28 protein-coding genes, 7 tRNA genes and 1 riboswitch are annotated in these 26,280 nt (G+C 29.6%); of the genes, 34 read left to right on the forward strand and 1 reads right to left on the reverse strand.

Annotated elements, in window-relative coordinates; genetic code table 11:
* The first annotated feature begins 22 nt into the window (after positions 1 to 22).
* The 25 genes from prmC to mreB all read left to right on the forward strand — a co-directional run bounded on the left by prmC (position 23) and on the right by mreB (position 20,930).
* Complete coding sequence (gene prmC, locus QOZ93_RS00435) at positions 23 to 871, forward strand: peptide chain release factor N(5)-glutamine methyltransferase (protein WP_111943906.1); 849 nt, start codon at positions 23 to 25, stop codon at positions 869 to 871.
* 80 nt (positions 872 to 951) lie between these two features.
* The gene (gene prfA, locus QOZ93_RS00440) at positions 952 to 2,031 is read left to right on the forward strand and encodes a peptide chain release factor 1 (RefSeq protein ID WP_307354700.1); all 1,080 of its coding nucleotides are present in this window, start codon (positions 952 to 954) and stop codon (positions 2,029 to 2,031) included.
* A gap of 45 nt (positions 2,032 to 2,076) precedes the next feature.
* Entirely contained in the window at positions 2,077 to 2,658 is a 582-nt protein-coding gene (locus QOZ93_RS00445) for a hypothetical protein (protein WP_307354701.1), read from the forward strand.
* Between the two features lie 71 nt (positions 2,659 to 2,729).
* Complete coding sequence (locus tag QOZ93_RS00450; protein ID WP_307354702.1) at positions 2,730 to 3,452, forward strand: ZIP family metal transporter; 723 nt, start codon at positions 2,730 to 2,732, stop codon at positions 3,450 to 3,452.
* Between the two features lie 25 nt (positions 3,453 to 3,477).
* On the forward strand, positions 3,478 to 4,530 hold the full coding sequence (locus tag QOZ93_RS00455; RefSeq protein ID WP_307354703.1) for an L-threonylcarbamoyladenylate synthase: 1,053 nt from the start codon (positions 3,478 to 3,480) through the stop codon (positions 4,528 to 4,530).
* A 23-nt stretch (positions 4,531 to 4,553) separates the two neighbouring features.
* Positions 4,554 to 4,955 carry a hypothetical protein gene (locus QOZ93_RS00460; RefSeq protein WP_307354704.1) on the forward strand — a complete coding sequence of 134 codons (402 nt, stop codon included), beginning with the start codon at positions 4,554 to 4,556 and terminating at the stop codon, positions 4,953 to 4,955.
* Positions 4,956 to 4,971: 16 nt separating this feature from the next.
* Complete coding sequence (gene rpiB / locus QOZ93_RS00465) at positions 4,972 to 5,421, forward strand: ribose 5-phosphate isomerase B (protein ID WP_307354705.1); 450 nt, start codon at positions 4,972 to 4,974, stop codon at positions 5,419 to 5,421.
* Positions 5,422 to 5,466: 45 nt separating this feature from the next.
* Complete coding sequence (gene upp / locus QOZ93_RS00470) at positions 5,467 to 6,096, forward strand: uracil phosphoribosyltransferase (RefSeq protein WP_111943900.1); 630 nt, start codon at positions 5,467 to 5,469, stop codon at positions 6,094 to 6,096.
* 164 nt (positions 6,097 to 6,260) lie between these two features.
* The gene (locus QOZ93_RS00475) at positions 6,261 to 6,746 is read left to right on the forward strand and encodes a deoxycytidylate deaminase (protein WP_307354707.1); all 486 of its coding nucleotides are present in this window, start codon (positions 6,261 to 6,263) and stop codon (positions 6,744 to 6,746) included.
* Positions 6,747 to 6,770: 24 nt separating this feature from the next.
* Positions 6,771 to 7,796: an MraY family glycosyltransferase gene (locus QOZ93_RS00480; protein ID WP_307354708.1), complete on the forward strand. Its 1,026-nt coding sequence runs from the start codon at positions 6,771 to 6,773 to the stop codon at positions 7,794 to 7,796.
* Between the two features lie 610 nt (positions 7,797 to 8,406).
* Positions 8,407 to 8,769, forward strand: coding sequence for an ATP synthase subunit I (locus tag QOZ93_RS00485; protein WP_111943897.1), 363 nt, complete (start codon positions 8,407 to 8,409; stop codon positions 8,767 to 8,769).
* 14 nt (positions 8,770 to 8,783) lie between these two features.
* The gene (locus QOZ93_RS00490) at positions 8,784 to 9,464 is read left to right on the forward strand and encodes a F0F1 ATP synthase subunit A (protein WP_111943896.1); all 681 of its coding nucleotides are present in this window, start codon (positions 8,784 to 8,786) and stop codon (positions 9,462 to 9,464) included.
* Positions 9,465 to 9,486: 22 nt separating this feature from the next.
* Complete coding sequence (gene atpE / locus QOZ93_RS00495) at positions 9,487 to 9,723, forward strand: ATP synthase F0 subunit C (protein ID WP_111943895.1); 237 nt, start codon at positions 9,487 to 9,489, stop codon at positions 9,721 to 9,723.
* A 61-nt stretch (positions 9,724 to 9,784) separates the two neighbouring features.
* Entirely contained in the window at positions 9,785 to 10,267 is a 483-nt protein-coding gene (locus tag QOZ93_RS00500; RefSeq protein ID WP_111943894.1) for a F0F1 ATP synthase subunit B, read from the forward strand.
* Positions 10,268 to 10,269: 2 nt separating this feature from the next.
* Positions 10,270 to 10,803, forward strand: coding sequence for a F0F1 ATP synthase subunit delta (locus tag QOZ93_RS00505; protein ID WP_111943893.1), 534 nt, complete (start codon positions 10,270 to 10,272; stop codon positions 10,801 to 10,803).
* A gap of 15 nt (positions 10,804 to 10,818) precedes the next feature.
* Entirely contained in the window at positions 10,819 to 12,339 is a 1,521-nt protein-coding gene (atpA, locus tag QOZ93_RS00510) for a F0F1 ATP synthase subunit alpha (protein WP_111943892.1), read from the forward strand.
* 21 nt (positions 12,340 to 12,360) lie between these two features.
* Positions 12,361 to 13,218: an ATP synthase F1 subunit gamma gene (gene atpG / locus QOZ93_RS00515; protein WP_307354709.1), complete on the forward strand. Its 858-nt coding sequence runs from the start codon at positions 12,361 to 12,363 to the stop codon at positions 13,216 to 13,218.
* Positions 13,219 to 13,265: 47 nt separating this feature from the next.
* Positions 13,266 to 14,660 carry a F0F1 ATP synthase subunit beta gene (gene atpD, locus QOZ93_RS00520; protein ID WP_111943890.1) on the forward strand — a complete coding sequence of 465 codons (1,395 nt, stop codon included), beginning with the start codon at positions 13,266 to 13,268 and terminating at the stop codon, positions 14,658 to 14,660.
* 15 nt (positions 14,661 to 14,675) lie between these two features.
* Positions 14,676 to 15,074, forward strand: coding sequence for an ATP synthase F1 subunit epsilon (gene atpC, locus QOZ93_RS00525; protein ID WP_307354710.1), 399 nt, complete (start codon positions 14,676 to 14,678; stop codon positions 15,072 to 15,074).
* Between the two features lie 182 nt (positions 15,075 to 15,256).
* Positions 15,257 to 15,925, forward strand: coding sequence for a hypothetical protein (locus tag QOZ93_RS00530; protein WP_307354711.1), 669 nt, complete (start codon positions 15,257 to 15,259; stop codon positions 15,923 to 15,925).
* A 31-nt stretch (positions 15,926 to 15,956) separates the two neighbouring features.
* Positions 15,957 to 17,216, forward strand: coding sequence for a UDP-N-acetylglucosamine 1-carboxyvinyltransferase (murA, locus tag QOZ93_RS00535; protein ID WP_307354712.1), 1,260 nt, complete (start codon positions 15,957 to 15,959; stop codon positions 17,214 to 17,216).
* A 147-nt stretch (positions 17,217 to 17,363) separates the two neighbouring features.
* Entirely contained in the window at positions 17,364 to 18,452 is a 1,089-nt protein-coding gene (spoIID, locus tag QOZ93_RS00540) for a stage II sporulation protein D (RefSeq protein ID WP_307354713.1), read from the forward strand.
* 179 nt (positions 18,453 to 18,631) lie between these two features.
* Positions 18,632 to 19,426, forward strand: a complete 795-nt coding sequence (locus QOZ93_RS00545) for a M23 family metallopeptidase (protein WP_307354714.1) — start codon at positions 18,632 to 18,634, stop codon at positions 19,424 to 19,426.
* A gap of 72 nt (positions 19,427 to 19,498) precedes the next feature.
* Entirely contained in the window at positions 19,499 to 19,753 is a 255-nt protein-coding gene (gene spoIIID / locus QOZ93_RS00550; RefSeq protein ID WP_111943885.1) for a sporulation transcriptional regulator SpoIIID, read from the forward strand.
* A gap of 178 nt (positions 19,754 to 19,931) precedes the next feature.
* Positions 19,932 to 20,930 (forward strand): rod shape-determining protein, encoded by a 999-nt coding sequence (gene mreB / locus QOZ93_RS00555; protein ID WP_111943884.1) that lies wholly within the window; start codon positions 19,932 to 19,934, stop codon positions 20,928 to 20,930.
* Between the two features lie 71 nt (positions 20,931 to 21,001).
* Here the strand turns inward: mreB and yyaC are convergent, their stop codons facing one another.
* Positions 21,002 to 21,523, reverse strand: coding sequence for a spore protease YyaC (gene yyaC / locus QOZ93_RS00560; protein WP_422723859.1), 522 nt, complete (start codon positions 21,521 to 21,523; stop codon positions 21,002 to 21,004).
* Positions 21,524 to 21,791: 268 nt separating this feature from the next.
* Here yyaC and QOZ93_RS00565 point away from each other — a divergent pair.
* The 9 genes from QOZ93_RS00565 (at position 21,792) to recD2 (ending at position 26,269) form a co-directional block, all read left to right on the forward strand.
* A tRNA-Tyr gene (locus tag QOZ93_RS00565) sits at positions 21,792 to 21,876 on the forward strand.
* 16 nt (positions 21,877 to 21,892) lie between these two features.
* Positions 21,893 to 21,968, forward strand: a tRNA-Thr gene (locus QOZ93_RS00570).
* Between the two features lie 4 nt (positions 21,969 to 21,972).
* A tRNA-Tyr gene (locus QOZ93_RS00575) sits at positions 21,973 to 22,057 on the forward strand.
* 24 nt (positions 22,058 to 22,081) lie between these two features.
* A tRNA-Thr gene (locus tag QOZ93_RS00580) sits at positions 22,082 to 22,157 on the forward strand.
* 5 nt (positions 22,158 to 22,162) lie between these two features.
* A tRNA-Tyr gene (locus tag QOZ93_RS00585) sits at positions 22,163 to 22,247 on the forward strand.
* Between the two features lie 21 nt (positions 22,248 to 22,268).
* Positions 22,269 to 22,344 (forward strand) — tRNA-Thr (locus QOZ93_RS00590).
* A gap of 5 nt (positions 22,345 to 22,349) precedes the next feature.
* Positions 22,350 to 22,434: transfer RNA gene (locus tag QOZ93_RS00595), tRNA-Tyr, on the forward strand.
* Between the two features lie 122 nt (positions 22,435 to 22,556).
* Positions 22,557 to 22,663, forward strand: a riboswitch (SAM riboswitch).
* A 98-nt stretch (positions 22,664 to 22,761) separates the two neighbouring features.
* Positions 22,762 to 23,937: a methionine adenosyltransferase gene (metK, locus tag QOZ93_RS00600; protein WP_307354715.1), complete on the forward strand. Its 1,176-nt coding sequence runs from the start codon at positions 22,762 to 22,764 to the stop codon at positions 23,935 to 23,937.
* 121 nt (positions 23,938 to 24,058) lie between these two features.
* Positions 24,059 to 26,269 carry an SF1B family DNA helicase RecD2 gene (gene recD2, locus QOZ93_RS00605; protein WP_307354716.1) on the forward strand — a complete coding sequence of 737 codons (2,211 nt, stop codon included), beginning with the start codon at positions 24,059 to 24,061 and terminating at the stop codon, positions 26,267 to 26,269.
* Positions 26,270 to 26,280: the final 11 nt, after the last annotated feature.

The raw sequence follows: 26,280 nt of genomic DNA on the forward strand, positions 1-26,280 counted from the left end.
AATTGAAAGGGGGTAGGCCCAGTTGAATTTAGGATACTGTTTAAAATATGCATATGATTTATTAAAATCAGAAAATATAGATTCATATATGTTAGATGTTCAGTTACTAATGTGTAAAGTGTTAAATAAAGATAAAATGTTTTTAATAATGAATAGAGATTATAAACTAACAGAGAAAGAAAAGAATGAATTCTTTAAATTAGTTGAACTTAGAAAACAAAGAATGCCAATAAAATATATTTTAGAGCAATGTGAGTTTATGGGTATACCTTTTTATGTTAGAGAAGGGGTTTTAATACCAAGACCAGATACAGAAATATTAGTTGAGTGGGCATTAAATTTAATAGAAAAAGAAAAAATAACAAAAGTATGTGATTTATGTTGTGGAAGTGGTGCTATAGGACTTACAGTGGCTAAAAATAATGAGCAGTGTAAAGTTGAGCTGTACGATATTTCTAGGGATGCTTTAGAAGTTACAGAAGAAAATATAAAAAGATTACAATTAAAAAATGCACAGGTTAAATATAGTGATTTACTGGAAAGGCCTATTAGAGAAACTAAGAAGTTTGAACTTTTACTTTCAAACCCCCCATATATAGCTAAAGAAGAAGTAAATAAATTAATGAAGGATGTAAAGGATTTTGAACCATTTATTGCATTATGTGGTGGAGAAGATGGATTGGACTTTTATAGAAAAATTACAAAACAAAGCAAATTAGTATTAGAAAAAAGAGCTTATATTGGGTTTGAAATAGGATATGATCAAGGTGAAAGTGTAAGTAAACTTTTAGGTGAAGAGGGTTTTAATAAAATAGAGGTATTAAAAGATTTTAGTGGTTTAGATAGAGTTGTTATAGGTCAAAATCAATAGAATAAATGGTTTTATTGTTAATGATAAATCTTTATGATATAATAATATAATGTTAAATTATAATTACGGAGTGATATAGAATGTTAGATAGATTGAATTTCTTGGAGAATAAATATGATGAATTGTCTATAAAAATTAGTGATCCATCTATTATGCAAAATCAAAAAGAATGGCAAAAGTTATGTAAAGAACATGCTGAACTTGAAGAACTTGTTATAAAATATAGACAATATAAAAAAGCGCTTGAACAAATTGAAGAGAATAAAGAACTTTTAAAAGAAGAAATTGATAGAGATATGAAGGATATGATTCAAGAAGATATCAAATCCCTTACAGAAGAAAAAGATCAAACTGAAGAAGAATTAAAAATATTAATGTTACCTAAGGATCCTAATGATTCTAAAAACGTATTTATTGAAATCAGAGGTGGAGCAGGTGGAGAAGAGGCTGCTTTATTTGCCGCGAATCTTTTTAGAATGTATATTAAATATGCAGAAAAGAATGGCTGGAAACATGAAATAATGAGTAGTAATGAAACTGATATCGGTGGGTTTAAAGAAGTCGTATTTATGATTAAAGGTAATGGTGCTTATAGTAAGTTTAAGTATGAAAGTGGTGTTCACAGAGTTCAAAGGGTACCTGATACTGAATCAAGTGGAAGAATACATACATCAACTGCAACAGTAGCAGTTTTACCAGAAGTTGATGATGTTGAAGTTGAAATAAATCCAAATGATTTAAAGATAGATGTATTTAGAGCATCAGGAAATGGTGGTCAGTGCGTTAATACTACAGATTCAGCTGTAAGAATGACTCATATACCAACAGGATTAGTTGTTTCTTGTCAAGATGAAAAATCGCAGCTTAAAAATAAGGAAAAAGCTTTAAAGGTTTTAAGAGCTAGATTATTTGAAATAGCTGAAGCTGAAAGAAATAAAGGTATAGCAGATGATAGAAAAAGCCAAGTTGGAACAGGGGATAGAAGTGAAAGAATTAGAACTTATAATTATCCTCAAGGAAGAGTAACAGATCATAGAATAGGACTTACATTATATAAATTAGAAAGTTTCTTAAATGGAGATATAGAAGAAGTAATAGAGGCATTGATTACCGAAGAGCAATCAAAGAAAATGCAGGCTATGGGTAATACAAATTTTTAATAATTAAATAATTATTGGTTAGAAAATTATATTAAGGGTGATTGTATGAAGTTAAATAAAGCCATTAAAAAACAGAAAAAAAATTTTAAAACTTTTCTTTTTTTAATGGGCTTTATTTTTATGCTGTTTCCATGTGTTGTAATTTTCGGCAAGATATATAATTATTATATATATATATATGTAGGGCTTTCGGATGCCATAGTATTATTTGCTATATTAAATAGAATTGATGAAGAAAATCTAATATATGAAAATAAGTTAAAAAAATTTGATATTAAAAATGGGATTTTTGAAAGTAAAGTATCTTTTAATTGTGAAGATGTAGTTTTTGTACATATAGAAGAAAAAATGGAGAATAATATAATTTTGATTATTAAGTCAAAAAGGAATAATAGGGGATTGAAGAAGATAGGAAAAAGTTTTTTAAAAAAACATCCGTATGCTGCAACCTATTATTATAATTTATATCAGCTTAAGCCTAATTATAATTATTATTATGTTATTGTTACTAATGGAAAATATAAAAAATATTTTCTTTTAAATGAATTATATAGAAGTTGTTTTAATGCATTTTATTCTGAAGAGTCTATAAGTAATATAAAAAAATATAGAGAAGAATTAAGTTAATATAAGTAATATACCTTCATTTTATGAAATAAATTTATAAGAGAATTTATTTATGAAATGGAGGTATTGTCTTGAATAATAGTATTTTATATGTTACGTTGTTTTGTTTGTGTATGTCTCTTATGGGTACGATGATTGGGGCTTTAATTGGTGTTAGTGTAAAAAATCCTTCAGAAAAACTTTTAGGTTTAACTTTAAGTTTTGCAGCAGGACTGATGTTAATTATTTCTATATTTGAACTTATACCAGAGGCCATAGAGGAAAATGGAATTACAAATTTTTTCATGTTTTCTCTAATAGGAATTTTTATTATACTAATTATTAATTATTTTAGTGCATCGCATGATAACAACACTCATATAAAGATGGCTTTTTTGGTTGCACTAGGAATTATGTTACATAACTTTCCTGAAGGACTTGTCATGGGCTTTGGATTTATGACTAAAGGAAATTTAGGATTTAAAATGAGCGTTTTAATTGCTATTCATGATATTCCAGAAGGAATTGTAGTAGCAGCACCATTAAATTATTCTAAAGTTAATAAGGTTAAAATTTTAGTATACACTTTATTGACCGCATTGCCAGCATTTTTTGGTGCATTAATTGCAATATATATTGGACGTATTTCACCGGTAACTATAGGGGCAAGTTTGTCAGTGGCTGCAGGGATTATGCTTTATGTAGTTCTAGTTGAAATGTTGCCAGAATCAAAAAAATTATGCGGAATACAAATATGTACTTTAGGTATGATACTAGGTAGCATATTTGGAGGATTAATGATAAAATTTATGTAGTTTTATATAACATGGAGATGATCTTATGAAAACAAAAATAACTATACTTAAACAAAATCATATAGATGAAGAAATAATTGAAGAAGCAGCAGAATGTATAAGGAATGGAGAGGTAGTAGCTTTCCCAACGGAGACTGTATATGGGTTAGGTGCAGATGCTTTAAATAGCGAAGCGGTTAATAAAATATTTGAAGCTAAGGGACGACCACAAGATAATCCCCTAATAATACATGTTGCAGATTTTAATATAGAAAAATATGTTAAGGAAGTTCCAGAAAAAGCTAAAAAACTTATGGAAAAGTATTGGCCAGGACCATTAACGTTAATACTTAATAAAAGTGATATCATACCAGAAAACACTAGTGCAAAACTGCCTACCGTTGGAATTAGAATGCCTGATAATCCTATTGCATTAGAACTTATAAAAAAGTCTGGCACTACTATAGCAGCACCATCGGCTAATATATCTGGTAGACCTAGTCCTACAGAGGTAGAACATTGTATAGAAGATTTAGAGGGAAAAATTCCTTATATATTAGGGGGAGGAAGTTGTGATGTTGGAGTAGAATCAACAATTGTAGACTGTACATCTGACACATTATGTGTTCTTAGACCAGGTGGAATTACTTTAGAAATGTTAAAAGCTGTAGATGAAAATGTTTATATTGATCCCCAAATTCTAAAAAAAGTTGAAGGCGATTTTAAGCCTAAAGCACCAGGAATGAAGTATAGACACTATGCACCAAAAGCACCGGTAAAAATAATTAAAGGAAATTTGAAAAAAACTATTGAAAAAATTAATAGTTTAGTGCAAAATTATATAGATGATAATAAACGAGTTGGAATTATAGCTACGGAAGAAACAAAAGAACAATATAATGTTAATGCCGTAGTTATATCTATGGGAAGTAGGAATAGCATAGAAGATATAGCACATAATCTATTTAGAGTTTTAAGAGAGTTTGATGAATTAGATGTAGATGTTATTTTATCAGAGTCTATTGAAGAACGAGGAGTAGGAATTGCTATTATGAATAGGTTGAAAAAATCAGCAGGATTTAATATTGAAGAAGTTTAATAAAAATAATATGGAGGAGAGTTATGAAGGATCTTTTTACGTGTTTAAATAACATCTATGGATGTTATAAGGGCAAGGTTATTAATGTAAATAAAAAATTAAAGGCAACTTTAAATAAAAAATTAACGTTGCTTAGTGATATTGACTCTAAAAATTCTATAAAAGTTCCTATTTTAAATAATGATCCTCATTTATTTATCTCTAATGATTTTTTTGAAATGTTAAATGAATATTGTGGACAAAAAAAAGATATAATAAATCCTTTAAATATGGATTTTAAAATATATAATAAAACTTTTAAAATTTTTAAAAGTTCTATTTCTCTTTTGATCCAAAAACTAGAAGAAGATATTAGTGTTACTAAAAAACATAAATTTTTTAGTAATACCACTATCTTCTTTTTTATGGAAAAGAGAAAGTTATAAAATGGGAGGTGTTTTTATGAAAATAGCATTAGGAAGTGACCATGGTGGTATAAACTTAAAAAATGCTATAATAAGGCATTTACAAGAGAGAGGATATGAATTAAAAGATTTTGGCACATATTCAACAGAATCTTGTGATTATCCAGATTATGCATTAAAGGTTGCTGAAGAAGTAAGTGCAAAAAAATATGATTTTGGAATTTTAATTTGTGGAACTGGTATAGGTATAAGTATTTCAGCTAATAAGGTTCCAGGAATAAGGGCAGCATTATGTAATGATACATTTAGTGCACATGCAACAAGAGAACATAATGATGCAAATATACTAGCTATGGGTGAAAGAGTAGTTGGGCCAGGACTTGCATTAGATATAGTTGATACATTTTTAACTGGTGAATTTCAAGGTGGAAGACATTCAAGAAGAATAGATAAAATAACTGAAATTGAAAAAAAATATAGTAAATAATAAAAAAAAAATTTAAAATAGAAAAAATATTAGGAGGAATACAAAATGAGTAAAGTAACACAAATAGCACATCCATTAATTCTACATAAATTAGCTTTTATAAGAGATAAAAATACTGGGTCAAAGGATTTTAGGGAATTAGTAGAAGAGGTTGCAATGCTTATGGCATATGAGGTTACAAGAGATATGCAACTTCAAGAAGTAGAGATAGAAACTCCCATATGTAAAACTAGATGTAAAATGTTGGCAGGTAAAAAGTTAGCTATAGTTCCTATATTAAGAGCTGGATTAGGAATGGTTGATGGTATGTTAAAACTTATACCAGCAGCTAAAGTTGGGCATATAGGAATGTATAGAGATGAAGAAACTCTTCAACCAGTTGAATACTTCTGTAAATTACCACAAGATATAGAGGAAAGAGATGTAATAGTAACAGATCCTATGCTTGCAACTGGTGGTTCAGCTATTGATGCTATAGAAGCTTTAAAGAAAAGAGGAGCTAAATATATTAGACTAATGTGTTTAATTTCTTCACCAGAAGGTATTAAGGCAGTAATGAATGCTCATCCAGATGTTGATATATATGTAGCAGCTATAGATGAAAAGTTAAGTGAAAATGGATATATTGTTCCAGGGCTTGGAGATGCAGGAGATAGATTATTTGGAACAAAATAATCATTATGTATTCTATATTTATATATAAAGTTATAAATAATAAGTAAAATCGCGATTATAAGACATAGGACTTTTGAAGAAAATTCAAAAGTCCTATGTTTTTTACTTTTAAATATAATATTTTTAGTATAGAATATAATGTGACACAGTTTATGGAGGATAAAATGAATAGAAGAGATAAATATAATTACTATTTAGATATTGCAGAAACTATTTTAGAAAGAGGAACTTGTCTTAGAAGAAATTATGGATCAGTTATTGTTAAGCATGATGAAATAGTTTCTACTGGATATACAGGATCACCTAGAAATACACCTAATTGTTGTGATTTAGGGATATGTTTAAGAGAAGAATTGAATATTGAAAGAGGAACTTGTTATGAATTATGTAGATCTGTCCATTCTGAGGCTAATGCCATTATTAGTGCATCACGAAGAGAAATGATAGGTGCAACTTTATATTTAGTGGGTAAAGAAAAAAATGGTAGTTTAGTTGAAAATGCAGATTGTTGCATAATGTGTAAGAAGATGATTATTAATTCTGGTATTGAAAAAGTAATAATAAGGGAAACTAAGGAAATATATAAAGTTTTAGAAGTACAAAATTGGATTGAGGATTCCTTAGATTTATTTAGAAAAAGAGGATATTAAAAAAAGACAGGAAGGTTATTTAATATGAGATACGCTTTATGGTTAGCTATAATTTCTATGGTGGTTTCTTTAATTTCTACACCTATCGTTAGGAAATTAGCTATAAAGGCAAATGCTGTAGATATACCAAAGGATGAAAGAAGAGTACATAAAAAACCTATCCCATTATTAGGGGGACTCGCTATATATGTATCTTTTATAATAGGAGTTATATTTCAAAAAACTCCTCTTCGTACTTCTGAAATAGGAATAATATTGGGAGCAACTATAATTCTTATTGGAGGAGTTTGGGATGATGTAAAAGAATTAAAACCTGTTTATAAATTGTTGTTTCAATTGGCGGGTACCATCGTGTTAATTATATTTGGAATCAATATAAGTTTAATTACCAATCCATTTACAAGTAAAGAATTATTTTTAAACGTAGGTTTTTTATCTATTCCATTAACAATTTTGTGGATAATAGGAGTTACAAATGCCTTCAATTTAATAGATGGGTTAGATGGACTTTCGGCTGGTATAGGCTTTATAGCCTCAGCTACACTATTTGTTATATCTATTATGAATAATAGATATGAAACAGCAATAATGACGGCTATCTTAGGAGGGGCATTGTTGGGATTTATTCCGTATAACTTTAATCCAGCATCCATATTTATGGGGGATGCCGGATCTCAACTAATAGGATTTTTGCTTGCAGCCATTTCAATTAAGGGTGCTATAAAGTCAGCAACTGCATTTTCACTAGCAGTACCTATACTAGCATTTGGATTACCGATTTATGATACTATTTTTGCTATGATTAGAAGAAAAATTAATGGAAAACCAATGATGCAAGGTGATAAGGGACATTTGCATCATAGATTGCTAAGGATGGGTTTATCACAAAAACAAGCTGTGTTAATTATGTATTTGATTAGTTTTATACTAGGTGTAGTATCTGTTATAGCTATGAAAATGAGTAGTCAAAGATCGTACTTTTTAACAACATCTGTTATAGTATTAATAGTATTAGTTGCATGGAAAAGTGGTTTTTTTAAGAATCAATAAGTAAGAATTAACTTTTCAAATTTAATATGGTGATTTTGGTGATTTATTATAAATAAAAGTTCTATATATTATATAGGACTTTTATTTTTGTGCTTAGGAAGGAGGGAGGAACAATTAACTTTATAGCTAAATAAAGTTGCAATTTAAACAGATTTAAAGATTAAAAGTAATAAAAAACAAAGAAAAACTAATAATAAAAATAAAGATTAGTTCGAATAAAGAATTATTAACTTGTCTATATTTCAAAAATCGGAATAAACAACAATTTAACTTTAGTTCATTGTTTGTTCAAAAGTATATTACAAAGGGCTTGACTCATTGACACTATGCCAATTTAAATAAAAAAAAATTTCAATTAAGGTGTTTTAATAAAAAATATAATATATAAAAAATCAATTAAAATCTTAAAAATGAATAATAAGATGCAATAAAAACTAAATAAAAGTAATGTATAGAAAAAAAGAAGTATAGATAAATATTTTAATGGTAAAGTAAGGTTATCAAGATATTTAGTAAGAGAGGGGTGAAAATGAAGAAATATACGATTTTATTTATAAAAATTGCAGTAATATAATAATAAACATGAATTTTATCTCCGGAGGAAAATGAATTGCCAAATGAAATTAAAAATATGCTAAAAAAAGTAATACTAAATATTTTACTTATTTCGGTTGTGTTTAGTGCAATAATTTATTTTATTAATAAGCAGTATATTTTAGCATTTGTATTAGGTAGCTTAATGGCTATAGTTTCTTTTACTATAAATACTGTACTAACAACTAGGGCATTAGGTAAAAACAAAAACAAATTAGTATTTTTTTTAAGTTCTATTATTAGAATATTGTTAGTATGTATAGTAGGAGCAGTTTTGGCTAAAATTAATATTAATTATATTTTACCTTATATCCTGGGATATTCAACAGAAGTACTTTCTATGATATTCTATGGAGTATCCTTAAAGAAACAAATATAAGGAAGTGAAAGTTAATGGGAGAAGATGTAGTTTTATTTACAGCTAAACTTTTTGGATATCCTTTTGACTTTACTATGAGTATGGCTATAGAAGTCATAGTAGTTTTATTTGTTTTATTCTTAATGTTTCTTTTTACTAGGAATTTACAGAAGTTTCCTAATAAAAGACAGGGCATTGCTGAATTATTTGTTGAAAAGGTAGAATTGGTTATAAAATCTAACATGGGAGATTCTTATATGGGTTTTGTACCATTCTTTGGATGCTTAGCAGTGTTCTTAGTATTATTGAATTTAACAGGCTTGTTTGGTGTTACACCACCTACAGCGGACTTCAATGTAGCATTAGCCTTAGGGCTTATAAGCTTTTTAGTAATTCAAGGATATACAATTAAAAAAATTGGTTTAGGACATTATTTTTTAGGATATGCTAAACCATTAGCAATGTTATTACCAATAAATATTATGGAAAGAATAGCTTTTCCTATATCTTTAAGTCTTAGACTTTTTGGTAATATGTTTGCAGCTAGTATTATAATGGACTTGATTTACAATGGATTAATGGGGATTACCCCAGCAGCATCTATAGGTATTCCAGTATTTTTCCATGGATACTTTGATGTATTTGACGGAACATTACAGATGGTGATTTTTGTAATGTTAACAATGATTAACATAAAAGTTATTTCAGAACATTAAAAAATATTAGGAGGAATAAAAAATGACTCATGAATTTGTATTAGGTATGATGGCTTTAGGAGCTGGTATAGCAGCATTAGCATGTATAGGTGGAGGTATTGGTACTGGAATGGCTACAGGAAAAGCTGTTGAAAGTATTGCAAGACAACCAGAAGCAAGTGGTAAAATTATGACAGCATTAATTATAGGTGGAGCTTTATCAGAAGCAACAGCAATATATGGACTATTAGTTGCTATATTATTAATATTAAAATTATAATTTTAGGTAAGATAAGTGAAGATTCTTGACTATATTGAGCCTGAAGGGAGGCTGAATATTTTTGATTAAAATAGAATGGACAAAAATTTTATTTGCTATGGTTAACTTTTTAATTATATACTTTTTTGGAAACAAGTACTTTTTTCCAAAGGTTAGGGAAATAATTGAAAAAAGAAATGAAGAAATACAAGGTAATTTTGATGCTGCGGAAAAAAGTAAAAAAGATGCTGCACAAATAAAAACTGAGTTAGAAGCAAATAGAGCAAATGTAATAGAAGAAAGCAAAAATTTATTAGAACAATATAAGACAAACGCAGAAAAATTATATGAAGAAATAGTTAGTGATGCGAAAAAAGAAGCTGATATCGTAAATGAAAGAAGCAAAAAAGAAATTGAAAGAGAAAAACAAAAGGCTGAAGAGGAAATTAAGACAAAAGTTACAGGTTTATCTCTTTTAATATGTGAAAAGGTTCTTGATGCTGAAATAGATGAGAAAAAGCATAGAGAATTAATTTCAGATTTCATATCTAAGGTAGGTATTTAACAATGTATGAATATTTAGATCGAAGATATGCTGAAGCTCTTTATGAGGTTGCTGAAGAAAAAGGAAAAGTTGATGAATATCTAGAAGATCTACGAATAATTGTGGATATGTTTAAAAACGATGAAAACTTTATTAAAGTTATTAAACATCCAAGAATTAGTACTTCTAGAAAAAGAGAACTTTTTACTACAATATTTAAAGATAAAATTGATGACGAATTATTATCTTTCTTATTAATATTAATAAATAAAGGAAGAATTCTTTATTTAGAGGAAAAGCTTAAAGAAATGGAAAAAATCCATTTAGAAAGACATAATACTTTAATAGCAGAGGTTAAGACTGCCGTTCCTTTAACTGAAGAAGAAAAGAATAAATTAGTCGAAAAGTTAGAGAAAAAATATGATAAAAAGGTTCTTTTAGATGATAGTATTGAAAAGAAACTTATTGGTGGAGTTTATGTTAGAGTTGGTGATGATGTAATCGATGGAACCATTAAACATAAACTTGAAGAGCTAAAAAAACGCATATTAGATTAGAAAAGAGGTGTTAATATGCACGTTAAACCAGAAGAAATTACTGCCATTATAAAAAAAGAAATAGAGCAGTATGAAAATAATATAGAAACTGTTGACTCAGGTACTATTATACAAATAGGTGACGGTGTTGCTAGGGTATATGGACTAGATAAGTGTATGGAAGGAGAACTTCTAGAGTTTCCTAACAATGTATACGGTATGGCATTAAACCTAGAGCAAGATAACGTTGGATGTGTTTTATTCGGTTCTGATGAAGGAATAAGAGAAGGTGACGTTGTTAAAAGATCTGGAGAAGTTGTTGATGTACCAGTTGGGGAAGGATTAATAGGAAGGGTTTTAAATCCTCTTGGAGAACCTATAGATGGTAAAGGTCCTATTAACGCTAAAGAAAGAAGACCAGTAGAAGTTCCAGCGCCAGGAGTTATAGATAGAAAATCAGTTAATGAACCTCTTCAAACAGGTATTAAAGCTATCGATGCCATGGTACCAATTGGAAAAGGTCAAAGGGAACTTATAATTGGAGATAGACAAATAGGTAAAACTGCATTAGCTATAGATACAATAATAAATCAAAAAGGTAAAGATGTTATATGTATATATGTAGCAATAGGGCAAAAACAATCAACTGTTGCTTCTATAGTAAACACATTAGAAACTAATGGAGCTTTAGATTATACAATAGTTGTATCATCTACAGCATCTGATTCTGCCCCATTACAATTCTTAGCACCTTATGCTGGATGTAGTATGGGAGAATACTTCATGTACCAAGGTAAAGATGTACTTATCGTATATGATGATTTATCTAAGCATGCAGTAGCATACAGAACAATGTCATTATTGCTTCGTAGATCACCAGGTAGAGAAGCTTACCCAGGAGATGTATTCTACTTACACTCAAGACTTTTAGAAAGAGCTGCTAAATTATCAGATAAGTTAGGTGGAGGTTCATTAACAGCCTTACCTATAATTGAAACTTTGGCAGGGGACGTAACAGCATATATTCCAACTAATGTTATATCTATAACTGATGGTCAGATATTCTTAGAATCTGAGTTATTCTATGCAGGACAAAAACCAGCTATTAATGCAGGTATTTCTGTATCAAGGGTTGGTGGAAGTGCACAAATAAAAGCAATGAAACAGGTTTCAGGTACATTAAGACTTGAACTTGCTCAATATAGAGAACTTGCTGCCTTTGCACAATTTGGTTCTGACTTAGATAAGGATGCTGTTAAAAGACTTGAAAAGGGTAAGAGATTTATAGAAATCTTAAAACAAGACCAATATGATGTTATGTCTGTAGAAAAACAAGTTATAATTTTATATGCTGCAGTAAATAATTACTTAATGGATATTCCAGTTAAGCAAATGAAACAATTTGAAAAGGAATTCTTAGAGTATGTAGATACTCAGCATAGAGATTTGTTAAAAGCTATAGAAAAAGAAAAGAAATTAACAAAAGAGATAGAAGATATGTTAGTTAAGGCTATAAATGACTTTAAAAAAATATTTATTATAAATGAACAAAAATAGGCCTCTAAGGAGGTGGAGTTAATGGCGGGAGCAGGATTTGCAACCATAAAAAAGAGAATAAAGTCTATTAATAACACTAAAAAAATAACAAATGCTATGTCTTTAGTTGCTACATCTAAGTTAAGAAAAAATAAAGAAAAATTATATGTAAATAGTCAATTTAAAAAAGGCTTCGATGAAGTTATAGAATCAATAATAAATGGATATGAAGGTAATAATATTTATTTTAAAGGTAATGGTTCTAAGAATAAACTTTATCTAACAATTACATCTGACTTAGGATTATGTGGCGGATATAATATTAATGTAATGTTAGAACTTAACAATCAAGCTAAAGGTGATAGAGAAAACACAAAAGTTCTTTCTATTGGTCAAAAAGGAAGAAATCTTTTAAAGAAATACAGATATGAAACAGTAGCAGAATATGTTGAAATATCAGCTCCTCCATCTTCAAAAGATGCTAAAGAAATAACTAATAAAATGTTACAACTTTATAAATCTGGAGAAGTAGGAGAAGTTTATATAATCTATACAAACTTTGTTTCTACTATAAGAAGAAATGTAGGAGTTAAGAAATTATTACCATTAGAGCGTAGTGAATCAAGTGAGAGTAACGGAATTTATATAGACACTAAAAACACTGATGCTGAACAAATGATTAAAGAAATAGTTCCAATGTATCTACAACAAGTAATTTTAAATCTATTAATAACATCCAAAGCTAGTGAGGAAAGTACTAGAATGGAAGCAATGAATGGTGCAACTAAGAGTGCAAATGATCTTTTAGATAAATTGAACCTTCAATATAATAGATTAAGACAGAGTGTAATAACTCAGGAAATATCTGAGATTGTAGGTGGAGCGGAATCACAAAAGTAGAGTATTAATAGGGGGAGTAATCCCCCTTATTTTGGAGGTGAAACCATATGTCACAAAGAATTGGTAAAGTTGTACAAATTATAGGACCAGTTATTGACATAAAGTTCGATTCAGATGCATTACCAAATATATATAATGCTATAGAAATTAAAATGGCAGATAGAACTATAATAGCAGAAGTAGAACAGCACGTTGGAGACGATATAGTTCGTACTATAGCTGTTGAAAATACAGAAGGTTTAAGAAGAGGATTAGATGCATATGATACAGGAAAACCTATTTCAGTTCCAGTTGGAGATGCTGTTTTAGGTAGATTATTTAATGTATTAGGTAATCCAATGGATGAAGGAGATAAGATCAAAGCAGAAAATTATTATCCAATCCATAGATCAGCACCATCATTTGAGGAGCAATCTGTTAAACCTGAAATTTTTGAAACAGGAATAAAGGTTATAGATCTTTTAGCCCCATATCCAAAGGGTGGTAAAATAGGTTTGTTTGGAGGAGCTGGAGTTGGTAAAACAGTTCTTATCCAAGAACTTATCAATAACATAGCCAAACAATACGGTGGATTATCTGTTTTCACTGGAGTTGGTGAGAGAACAAGAGAAGGTAATGACCTTTATCATGAAATGAAAGATTCAGGCGTTATTAACAAAACAGCCTTAGTATTTGGACAGATGAATGAACCACCTGGAGCAAGAATGAGGGTTGCATTAACAGGACTTACAATGGCTGAATATTTTAGAGATAAAGGGCAAGATGTTCTTTTATTTATAGATAACATATTTAGATTTACACAAGCAGGTTCTGAGGTTTCAGCACTTTTAGGAAGAATTCCTAGTGCAGTTGGTTACCAACCGACCCTTGCTACAGAAATGGGTGCTTTACAAGAAAGAATTACATCTACTAAAAATGGTTCTATTACATCTGTTCAAGCAGTATATGTTCCAGCGGATGACTTAACAGATCCAGCACCAGCAACTACATTCACTCACTTAGATGCAACAACGGTTTTATCTAGATCTATAGTTGAGCTTGGTATATATCCGGCTGTTGATCCATTAGATTCAACATCTAGAATATTAGATCCAAGAGTTGTTGGAGAAGAACATTATGATGTTGCTATAAAGATTAAACATATCTTAGAAAGATATAAAGAATTACAAGATATTATAGCTATTCTTGGTGTAGATGAATTAGCAGAAGAAGATAAGCTTATAGTTAGTAGAGCAAGAAGAATTCAAAGATTCTTATCTCAACCGTTTACTGTTGCAGAACAATTTACAGGAATGCAAGGTAAATTTGTATCTATAAAAGATACAGTAAGAGGATTTAAAGAAATATTAGAAGGAAAACATGATGATATTCCTGAAAGTGCATTCTTATTCGCAGGTACAATAGAAGATGTTATAGAAAAAGCTAAAACAATGAATAATTAGTTGAAGGTGAAACTAATGAAAGAATTTATGTTGAAAATTTTAACTCCTGAAAAAAGTTTCTTTACAGGAAAAGTTACCAAGGTAATTACAGAAGATAGAAGTGGGAGTATAGGAATTTTATGTGAGCATGAGCCTATGGTAGGGATGCTTGTACCTAATGTAACAACTTTTGTTACAGAAGATGGTGAAAAGAAAGCTTTTATATCTCAAGGGATATTAAAAGTTGATAGTGATTCAGTTTCGCTTTTATGTGATGCAGCTGAATGGCCAGAGGATATAGATTTTTCTAGAGCTGAAAAAGCAAAAGAGAGAGCTGAAAAAAGATTAAAAGAGAAAGATAATAATCTGGATGTCTTAAGAGCTGAGATTGCATTAAAAAGATCTTTAACAAGACTAAAATTGAATGCTAAATAGATAAATAAAAACCGGTATTACTTTAATATAAAAAGTAATACCGGTTTTTTTCACATTTTTATAGAAACTATTATATTATAATATATGATAATTAAATAATATCTTCTCTTTTACTTAAAAACTGTATAATAAGTTAAAAAATGGTCAAAATTTAAATATAAAAATTGTTTTAGGAGAGTAATATGAGAAGAAAAAAGCTTTTTATCATTAGTTTAGTTTTAATTTTTATATTACAATGTAATATAGTATTTTGTTATAGTACACAAAAAAATACCGATATTAAAAATTTGATAAATAGTGGATATATGAATAATGTGAAAGAATATGAAAGAATAAGATTTCATATATCTAATACCAATAATTTAAATAAAAATATAATAGAATTACAAAATATTTTTCTAAAAGAAAGGGTAAAATTAAATTATTGTAGTAATGAAAATATTATTGATAATGATAAAATAAATACAGCAAACTTATATATAAAGAAAAAAGGAGAGAGTTTTGCTTTTGTAATAAATTTATGTATAAAACAAGATAATGAAAAAATATCAAAAAGTATACTAAGGCAAATCTTAAAATCCTTTAATTTAAATATGGCTGATATTAAAGTATGTAGAAATATAAAAGCAAAGCTAAATAATGAAGTTAATATAGAAGTTTTAAAAAATAAGAGTGAAAAATATTTAAAAAATAATGGATACAACATTAACAGTATAAAACTTAACAATGGATTTAGTACAAAAGTTTCACAAGGGGGAAATAGAGAACAAGGTTTTTATTACTCCTTATGTAAATATAGTTCGGGAAATTATATTGTCATAGGAGACCCTGAAATATTTATTTCATACTAAGTAGAAAACAAAGAAGATTGGAGGATTAAATATGGATAATATTGTGGTTAAAGGTGGAAATATACTTAATGGAGATGTAGAAATTAGTTCAGCTAAAAATGCAGTACTGCCAATTATCTCAGCATGTATATTAAATGGAAAGAAAAATATAATTTACAAAGCACCTATGCTAGAAGATGTTTTTGTATTAAGTGAAGCTCTAAAATTTTTGGATGGTAAAGTGAAGATAGATACTTTGCAAGAAAAGTTAATAATAGATAGTTCAAATTTAAAATCTATACGAGTTCCGGATGAGTTAGTGAGAAAAATGAGAGCATCTTTTTTATTAATGGGTCCTATGTTGGCAAGATTTGGAGAGTTTAAAATTTCCTTACCGGGAGGATGCAACATAGGGACAAGACCTATAGATCTGCATTTAAAAGGACTGGCTGCTTTAGGGGCTGAAATTAATGTAGGGCATGGATATGTAGAAGCTAAAGCAGAGAAACTTATTGGAGATAATATATATTTAGATTTTCCTTCAGTAGGTGCCACAGAAAATATTATGATGGCTGCTACATTAGCAGAGGGAGAAACTATTATAGGAAATTGTGCAGAGGAACCAGAAATACAGGATCTTGCTAATTTTTTAAATAAAATGGGTGCTTGCATTACAGGAGCGGGAACGGATACTATAGTTGTAAAAGGTGTAAAGATGTTAAATGAAGTAAGCTATACACCTATACCAGATAGAATAGAGGCAGGAACTTTTATGATTGCGGCAGCTATTACTAAAAGTATTATCAACATAAAAGGAGTAAAAGAGGAACACTTAAAACCTGTAATAGCTAAGTTGGTAGAAATGGGAGTAAATATACAAATAAATAAAAATGAAATGATTGTAGATGGTAGAGGAAATTTAAAAGCAGTTGATATAAAAACAATGCCATATCCAGGATTTCCAACAGATATGCAATCTCAACTTATGTCTTTATTAAGCGTGGTAAATGGTACTAGTATGGTAACTGAAACTATATTTGAAAATAGATTTATGCATGTTGCTGAATTAGCCAGAATGGGAGCTAATATTAAAATAGACGGTAGAAGTGCAATTGTCCAAGGGGTATCAAAACTTACAGGAGCACATGTTAGGGCTACTGATTTAAGGGCAGGAGCAGCAATGATTTTAGCTGGCTTGGTAGCAGAAGGAACTACCACAATAAGTGATGTTTATCATATAGATAGAGGTTATGTAGCAATTGAAGATAAATTAGGTAAATTAGGAGCACATATAGATAGAAAAAGTATATAAAATTTAAGATGAAAAATGAAGTTCTTTTAAAAAGGACTTCATTTTTTTATTAAATAATATAAGTTATTTGGTATGTAATATTTGTAGGAATAATTTAAAGATACGGGAATATATATAGTCTATATGGATGTGAATAGGGGGAATGAAATGAAAAAAGTTATAGTATCAGTAAAATTAAGAGATATTTTAATAGGTATTTTAATCTTTAATATATGCATAGTAATCTTTTCCTTAATTGTTGTTGGAGTAAATAAGGGAAATAGGCAGTTAAAGTATGGAAATACAGAGAATAAACAAATAGAACATAATAATTCTAAAGTAGATTTGGATCTAAAAAAAGAAAAAGATACTATATTTAATAAAAAGATAGATTGTTGTATAAATTTATATCTAACTAGAGAAAAAAGGATAGTAAAGCTTGACTTAGAACAATACGTATTAGGAGTTGTATCAGCAGAGATGCCTGCAAATTTTAATATAGAAGCTTTAAAAGCCCAGGCTGTAGCTGCACGAACATATGCAGTTTGTCATACTAAGCATTTAGTTGGAGGGGGATGTAGTTTAAATGCAAATGCGGATATTTGTGATTCTGTACATTGTCAAGCATACATAAGTCAAGAGAAACGTATGAAAACATGGCCTAAAAAAGAGCGAGCAGAGTTATATAATAAAGTAAAAGAAGCTGTGGAAAGCACTAGAGGACAAGTATTATCCTATGATGGAGAACTAGTTATGAACCCATATTACTTTGCTACTAGTAGTGGTAAAACAGAAAATTCAGAGGAAGTTTTTAAGGAATCAAAACCATATTTAAAAAGTGTTGAAAGTCCAGGTGAAGAAGTTGCGCCTAAATATAAAACTCAATTTAAGTTTTCTAATGCAAATTTTACAACTGTAATGAATTCTCAATTTAAAGGATTAAATTTAAATTCTAATATAATAAAAGATAAAATTAACATTTTGGAAAGAAGTCAAGGAGGAAGCATAAAACAGATTAAAATAGGAAATATAACAACTACAGGGAAAATGATTAGAAAATTATTTGGTCTTCCATCTGCTAATTTTACAATAAGTTTTGAATCTACTAATATAGTCTTTAATTGTAAGGGGTATGGACATGGAGTTGGAATGAGTCAATGGGGGGCAGGAGTAATGGCCAGAGAAGGAAAAAAGTATGATGAAATATTAAGACATTATTATAGTGGAATAGAAATAAAGACTCTAAATTATAAATAGAAATTTCATATTAATTTAGAAAGCCTATAAGATTTATGAAAATCTTATAGGCTTTTATTTTTTGTTTTTAATAATAAAAAAAACGTCTAAAAATGTAAAAAAAAAAAACATAAAAAATTTTATCAAATATGTATTATTTATTACATAATGGACAAAATTACAAGTAGGAGGTGCTTGAAATGAATAATAAATCAAACAACATGGAAAATTCTAAAGGGAGCTTTGCAAATTTTTTGAAGAAAGAGAGCTTTTATGTAATTTTGTTTATTTGTTTATGTATAGTTGCTGCTGTAGCTGCACTAACAATTAATTCTAAAAAGATGGATACAGCTAAGGTGCAAAATGCAAATAAAACAGCAATGGAGAATCAATCAAAGAAACAGGATCCAAACAATGCATTATTTGTAAAAAATGAAAAAGAAAATAATAAAGTTGAGAAGGATGAAAATATAAAAGTTCGTAAAAGTGGAAAGACTTTAAAAGAAGCAAGTGAGTCAGTTGCAAATAATGTAAAGGTTCAATTTACTAAACCGGTAGAAGGAAAGTTGATACAAGGATATTCAGAAATACCTGTATTAGCTAGTGAAGATTCTAATGGAAATTCAAAAACATATAAAACAAATTTAGGTATAAACATACAATCTAAAGTAGGAACTCCAGTTAAGGCTGCTGCAGATGGTGTAGTAGAAGAGATTGGGGAAAACCCTAAAGGATATGGATATATGGTTGTTATTAATCACCAAAATGGATATAAAACAGTATATTCAAACTTAGATCAAAAAGTACTTATTAAAAAAGGTGATAAAGTAACTCAAGGTCAAGAAGTTGCTAAGATTGGCAATACAACTTTAAGAGTTAGTAATAACAAATCAGAAGGAAGCTATTTACATTTTTCTATGTTAGAGGGCAACGAAAGTTTTAAAAAATTGGATTATGAGAATAAATATATTGATCCATGTAAATTTATAAAATAAGAAAACTAAAGATAGTCACTTTTCTATAGAAAAGTGGCTATTTTAAAATTTAAATCTTAAGGAGGGTTTATTTTGAAAGATTATATAGAACAAAGAGTATTGGAAGTAGCTCAATATATTATAGAATCAAAATCAACAATAAGAAAAACCGCTACAGTTTTTGGAGTAAGTAAAAGTACAATTCATAAGGACATGACAGAAAGACTTCCTAAAATAAATCCACAAATTGCAAGCCAAGCTAAAAATGTTTTAGAATTAAATAAGGCGGAAAGACATATAAGAGGTGGAAAAGCTACCCAATTAAAATATAAAACTATGGAAGTTTAAAAATACCTATTTCATATGCACAATTATTATGTTAGAATAGTTAATGTGATATTTTACAATGCTTAAATTAAAGTAAAAAAAATTTTTTAAAAATTTATTCTAAAAAAAAGGTTTTTTTTGATTAGTATAGAAGTAAAATATGTTAGAACTAATATACCAATGAGCAGGAGTGAAAGCTATGTTTTTTTTCGGAATGGGTACTGATATGGGTATAGATTTAGGTACAGCTACAGTTCTTGTATACATAAAAGGAAAAGGTGTAATCTTAAAGGAACCTTCAGTAGTTGCAATCGACAAGACAAATGATAGGGTTTTAGCTGTTGGAGAAGAAGCAAGACAAATGATTGGTAGAACACCAGGGAATATAGTAGCAACAAGACCATTAAAAGATGGTGTTATCTCTGATTATGATATGACAGAAAAAATGTTAAAACATTTTATTAGAAAAGCTTGTGGAAGAAAGAAAGCAACTCCAAGAGTTGTTATTTGTGTTCCATGTGAAGCTACAGAGGTTGAAAGAAGAGCAGTTAAAGGAGCGGCAAAAATGGCGGGGGCAAAAATGGTTCAATTAATAGAAGAACCAGTAGCAGCTGCTATAGGTGCAGGCTTAGATATATCTAAAGCTAGTGGAAATATGGTTATAGACATTGGTGGAGGTACCACAGATATAGCAGTTATATCTTTAGGTGGTATGGTTGTAAGACAATCTATAAAGGTAGCTGGAGATGAATTTGACGAAGCAATTATTAAGTATATAAGAAAGAAACACAAGCTTATGATTGGTGAAAGAACTGCAGAGGAATTAAAGATAAATATTGGTTGTGCATATGAAGTAGAAGAAGAAAGTATGGAAATAAGAGGAAGAGATTTAATTACAGGACTTCCTAAAAACATAACAGTAACTTCTAGTGAAATGAGGGAAGCTTTAGCAGAAGCTGTAGAAGCTATAGCAGAGTGTGCACATGCTGTTCTTGAAAAGACACCACCTGAGTTAGCATCTGATATAGCTGACAAAGGAATTGTTATGACCGGTGGTGGAGCATTATTAAATGGGCTTGATAAGTTAATCCAAGATCATACTAAGGTACCAGTATATGTAGCAGAAGATAGTGTATCTTGTGTTGCATTAGGAACAGGGAAATCATTAGATTCCATAGAATATATGGGAAAAGAATAATATATTATTAAGTTATTATGTAAATAATAAAAAAATACAAGCTATATTATAAATAGCTTGTATTTTTTTATCTAAATTTTTAATGTATAAGATTTTTCTAAAGAAATACAAATTTTTTTAGCCATATTCATGATAAAACTTAATCTAATACTTCTAGAATAAAAAGGTTCCGAATTATTATAGGAATCAACAACTGCTACTATGGATAGGTTACCTACAGGAGGTAAATATTTTCCTACGCCTTTTCCAGGACATATGGGGTAATCTCTAATTATTATGTTACCTATATCTTCATCATCACTTAAACAAGCATCTATTCCTATAATGTTATGATTGGGATATTCATTATTTATATAGTTTAAGTTTTCTTCTAAATTTAAGGCGTGAATAGGTTTGTTTAAGGAGCCAAATACTTTTAGAGGAAACTTTCGATCTATCAATAGAGAACCTACTAATGGACCTAAACAATCACCTATGCATCTATCAGTGCCTATACATACTATTATAGTTTTTTCATCTATGGTTTTTTTTAAAGATTCAACTAGTGTATTTATACAGCGTTCATTTAAATAGTTAATACAAGTTTTATCCACAAGGCACCTCCTAAATATAGCAGAGTTTTAAAGGATAGTATATAATATTACACTAATAAAAATATGTGAATGAAAGATTAAATATGAAGAAGGTGTAAAAAAACATATTAATTTTTAGTAAAAAGGAGTATTATAAAGAAAATATAAGTATAAAGAAAGTAATCTTCTTAAATAAGGAGAAAACGACTTGAAATAAGAACCGTAAAAATGTATACTACTTCTTGTCGGAAATACACGACAACAAAACATAATAAGTAGTATTAAATAGGGATGAGTTCCCGAGTGGCCAAAGGGGGCAGACTGTAAATCTGTTGCGTTTCGCTTCGATGGTTCGAATCCATCCTCATCCACCATTATTTTAATACTTATGCTGGCATGGCTCAATTGGCAGAGCAGCTGACTTGTAATCAGCAGGTTGTAGGTTCAATTCCTATTGCCAGCTCCAATTTGGAGGAGTTCCCGAGTGGCCAAAGGGGGCAGACTGTAAATCTGTTGCGTCTCGCTTCGATGGTTCGAATCCATCTTCCTCCACCATTTTAAAAATAGAATATGTTTTGTGCTGGCATGGCTCAATTGGCAGAGCAGCTGACTTGTAATCAGCAGGTTGTAGGTTCGATTCCTATTGCCAGCTCCATTTTTGGAGGAGTTCCCGAGTGGCCAAAGGGGGCAGACTGTAAATCTGTTGCGTTTCGCTTCGATGGTTCGAATCCATCTTCCTCCACCATTTTAAAAAAATATATTTTGTGCTGACATGGCTCAATTGGCAGAGCAGCTGACTTGTAATCAGCAGGTTGTAGGTTCGATTCCTATTGTCAGCTCCATTTTTGGATGAGTTCCCGAGTGGCCAAAGGGGGCAGACTGTAAATCTGTTGCGTTTCGCTTCGATGGTTCGAATCCATCTTCATCCACCAAGGACATGTTTTCATGTCCTTTTATTTTTTATCATTTAAATGTTTCTATTGACCATGTAATAAGATTATGCTATGATGAAGTTATAATGTAAATATAAAAAAATAAAAAATTAAATAAAATGCTCTTATCAAGAGAGGTGGAGGGAAAAGGGCCCTGTGAAACCCGGCAACCAGTGTATAAACACTAAGGTGCCAATTCCTGCAGAATTTTATATCTGCAAGATAAGAGGTGGTAGATATTAACAACCTCTTCTTATTGAAGGGGTTTTTTTATTAGGAAAAAAGGCCATGCTCTAGAAAAGATAAACATTTTGGAGGGAGAATAATATGAGAAAGTTATTTACATCAGAGTCAGTTACAGAAGGACATCCAGATAAAATATGTGATCAAATTTCAGATGCTATTTTAGATGCTATTTTAGAAAAAGATCCTCAAGGTAGAGTTGCGTGTGAGACAACTTGTACAACTGGTGTTGTTTCAGTAATGGGGGAAATTACTACTAATTGTTATGTTGATATTCCTAAAGTTGTAAGAAAGACTGTAAGTGAAATAGGATATACAAGAGCTAAATATGGATTTGATGCAGAAACTTGTGCTGTTATGACATCTATTGATGAACAATCACAAGATATTGCTATGGGCGTAGACGAAGCTTTAGAATCTAAAGAGGGTAAAATGGATACAATAGAAGCTATTGGTGCTGGAGATCAAGGTATGATGTTTGGATATGCATCAAATGAAACAGCAGAATATATGCCACTTCCAATATCACTTGCTCATAAGTTAGCTTTAAGATTATCACAAGTTAGGAAAAATGGAACATTAGGATATTTAAGACCTGATGGAAAAACTCAGGTAACAGTAGAATATGAAGGTGATAAACCTGTTAGAATAGATACAATTGTTATTTCAACTCAACACGGTCCTGATGTTACTCGTGAACAAATTGAAGCTGATTTAATAAAATATGTAATTAAAGAAATAGTTCCTGAGGAATTATTGGATGGAAATACAAGATATTTAATAAATCCAACAGGAAGATTTGTAATTGGTGGACCACAAGGTGATACAGGATTAACAGGAAGAAAGATTATAGTAGATACTTATGGTGGAGCTGGAAGACATGGTGGCGGTGCTTTTTCAGGTAAAGATCCAACAAAGGTAGATAGATCTGCAGCATATGCAGCAAGATGGGTTGCTAAAAATTTAGTTGCAGCTGGTATTGCTGATAAATTAGAAATTCAGTTAGCTTATGCTATAGGAGTTGCTAAGCCAGTATCTATTTGTGTTGAAACATTTGGAACAGGTAAGAAATCAGAAGAAGAGATTGTTGAAATAATTAATAAAGTATTTGATTTAAGACCGGCTGCTATAATTAAAGAACTAGATTTAAGAAGACCTATATATAGACAAACAGCAGCATATGGCCATTTTGGAAGAATAGATGTTGATCTTCCTTGGGAAAGATTAGATAAAGTAGAGAAAATTAAAGAATTAATGTAATTAAATATTTTATAAAGGACACGATTACTCATTTATTTGGATAATCGTGTTTTCTAATTTTATATAAATTTTATGTTATAATTTAATAATAAGAGTTATAAAAAAGTATGGGAGAGATTTTATGTTTGAAATTATAGGTATAATAGAATCGATAATTTTTAAAAATGAAGAAAATGAATATACAGTAGCTAAATTAAAGGATGAAAAAGATGAACTTGTAACTATAGTTGGAACAATACCTTTTGTGAATGAAGGCCAAAATGTAAAAGTTACAGGTGAATGGAATGTTCATCCTAACTTTGGTAAACAGTTAAAAGTTAATTCATGTGAAGAAATTATACCTAAAACTTTAACAGGGATTGAAAAATATTTGGCTTCAGGCATAATTTCTGGAATAGGTCCTGTTACAGCAAAAAAAATAGTCTCACATTTTAAAGAAGAGACCTTAGATGTCTTAGATAATGATATTGATAGATTAGCCGAAATTGAAGGTATTGGGAAGAAAAAGATTAAATTAATATATGAATCATATTCTAGGCAAAGAGAATGTAGGAATATAATGATTTTTCTTCAACCTTACGGAATGACAGCTAATCAGTGTGTAAAAGTTTATAATAAATATGGGATTAGTGGAATAGATATAATAAAACAAAATCCATATAAGTTAGTAGAGGATATAGTAGGGGTAGGCTTTAAGACTGCAGATAAAATAGCACTAAATTTAGGAATAGAAAAAAATTCTCCTTATCGAATAAAAAGTGGAATAAAGTACTTGGTAAATGAATTTTGTTTGTTGGGAAATACTTATATGCCAATGGGTGAATTGATGGAAAAAGGAGAAAAGGTTCTTTGTGTAGATAAAGAAGAAATTGAAAAGGCTATTTTTGAAGTAACTATGGCTGGCAATATTAAAGTTGAAAATATAGATGAACAAGAATGTGTTTTTACAATACCTTATTATTATAGTGAATTATCTGTAACAAAAAAGATTTTAAGTCTAACTATGAGTTCTTATGATAAAGTTCATATTGATGTTGAAAAAGAAATAAAAAATTTTGAGAATGAAAATAATATTAAATTTGCTGTATCACAAAAAGAAGCCATTTGTGGGGCATTTGAAAATGGTATGGAAATAATAACTGGTGGTCCAGGAACAGGAAAGACTACTATAATTAATTGTATAATAAGAATATTTGAAGAATCAGGATTAAGTGTAGGTATGGCGGCTCCTACGGGAAGGGCAGCTAAAAGAATGACGGAAGCAACGGGTAGAGAAGCTAAAACTATTCATAGACTTTTAGAAATTGGATATAATGATGATGATAATATGCAGTTTTTGAAAAGTGAAGAGGATCCTTTAGAGTTTGATGTAATTATAGTAGATGAGGCATCTATGATAGATATTCTTTTAATGAACAATTTATTGAAGGCAGTTTCTTTAGGAACTAGAGTCATAATTGTGGGTGATGTAGACCAATTACCATCAGTAGGTCCAGGAAATGTACTTAGAGATCTAATAGAAAGTAAATGTGTAAATGTTGTTAGGCTAAAAGAAATTTTTAGGCAGGGAAAAGAAAGTATGATTGTCACTAATGCACATAAAATAAATAATTCAGAAATGCCTATTTTGAATAAAAAAGACAATGATTTTTATTTTTTAAGATGTGAGGACAGGGAAAAAATTTTAAATACAACTTTAGAACTTATACATAAGAGATTGCCTAAATTTAATGAAGCTTGGGATAATATGAAGGATATTCAAATTTTATCGCCAACAAGAAAAGGAGTTTTAGGTGTAGATAATTTAAATAAAGAATTACAAAATATATTAAATCCTAAATCAAAAGCTAAAAGAGAAAAAGAATTTAGGGATACCATTTTTAGAGTTGGGGATAAAGTTATGCAAATAAAAAATAACTATTCTTTAAAATGGGATAAAATAGATACAAAAGAAGAAGGTATAGGGGTTTACAATGGAGATATTGGATATATTTCTAAAATAGATGACGATGAAAATGTAATAGTTGTATTTGAAGATGATAGGATAGTTAAATATGAAAATACTTTCTTAGATGAATTAACTTTAGCATATGCAATTACTATTCATAAAAGTCAAGGAAGTGAATTCCCAGTAGTTATTATACCTATATTTATGGGACCTCCTATGTTGATGAATAAGAATTTATTATATACAGGGATTACTAGAGCCAAGAAATTAGCAGTTTTAGTGGGTTCCCAAAAAGCGTTAAAGTTTATGGTTACAAATGATAGAAGTTTTGAAAGGTATTCCGCCCTTAAATGGAGGATAACAAATATTATAGAGGATTTTTAAAAAACAGAATA

It is taken from the genome of Hathewaya limosa (assembly GCF_030815255.1).
GTDB classification, from domain to species: Bacteria; Bacillota; Clostridia; order Clostridiales; family Clostridiaceae; genus Hathewaya; species Hathewaya limosa.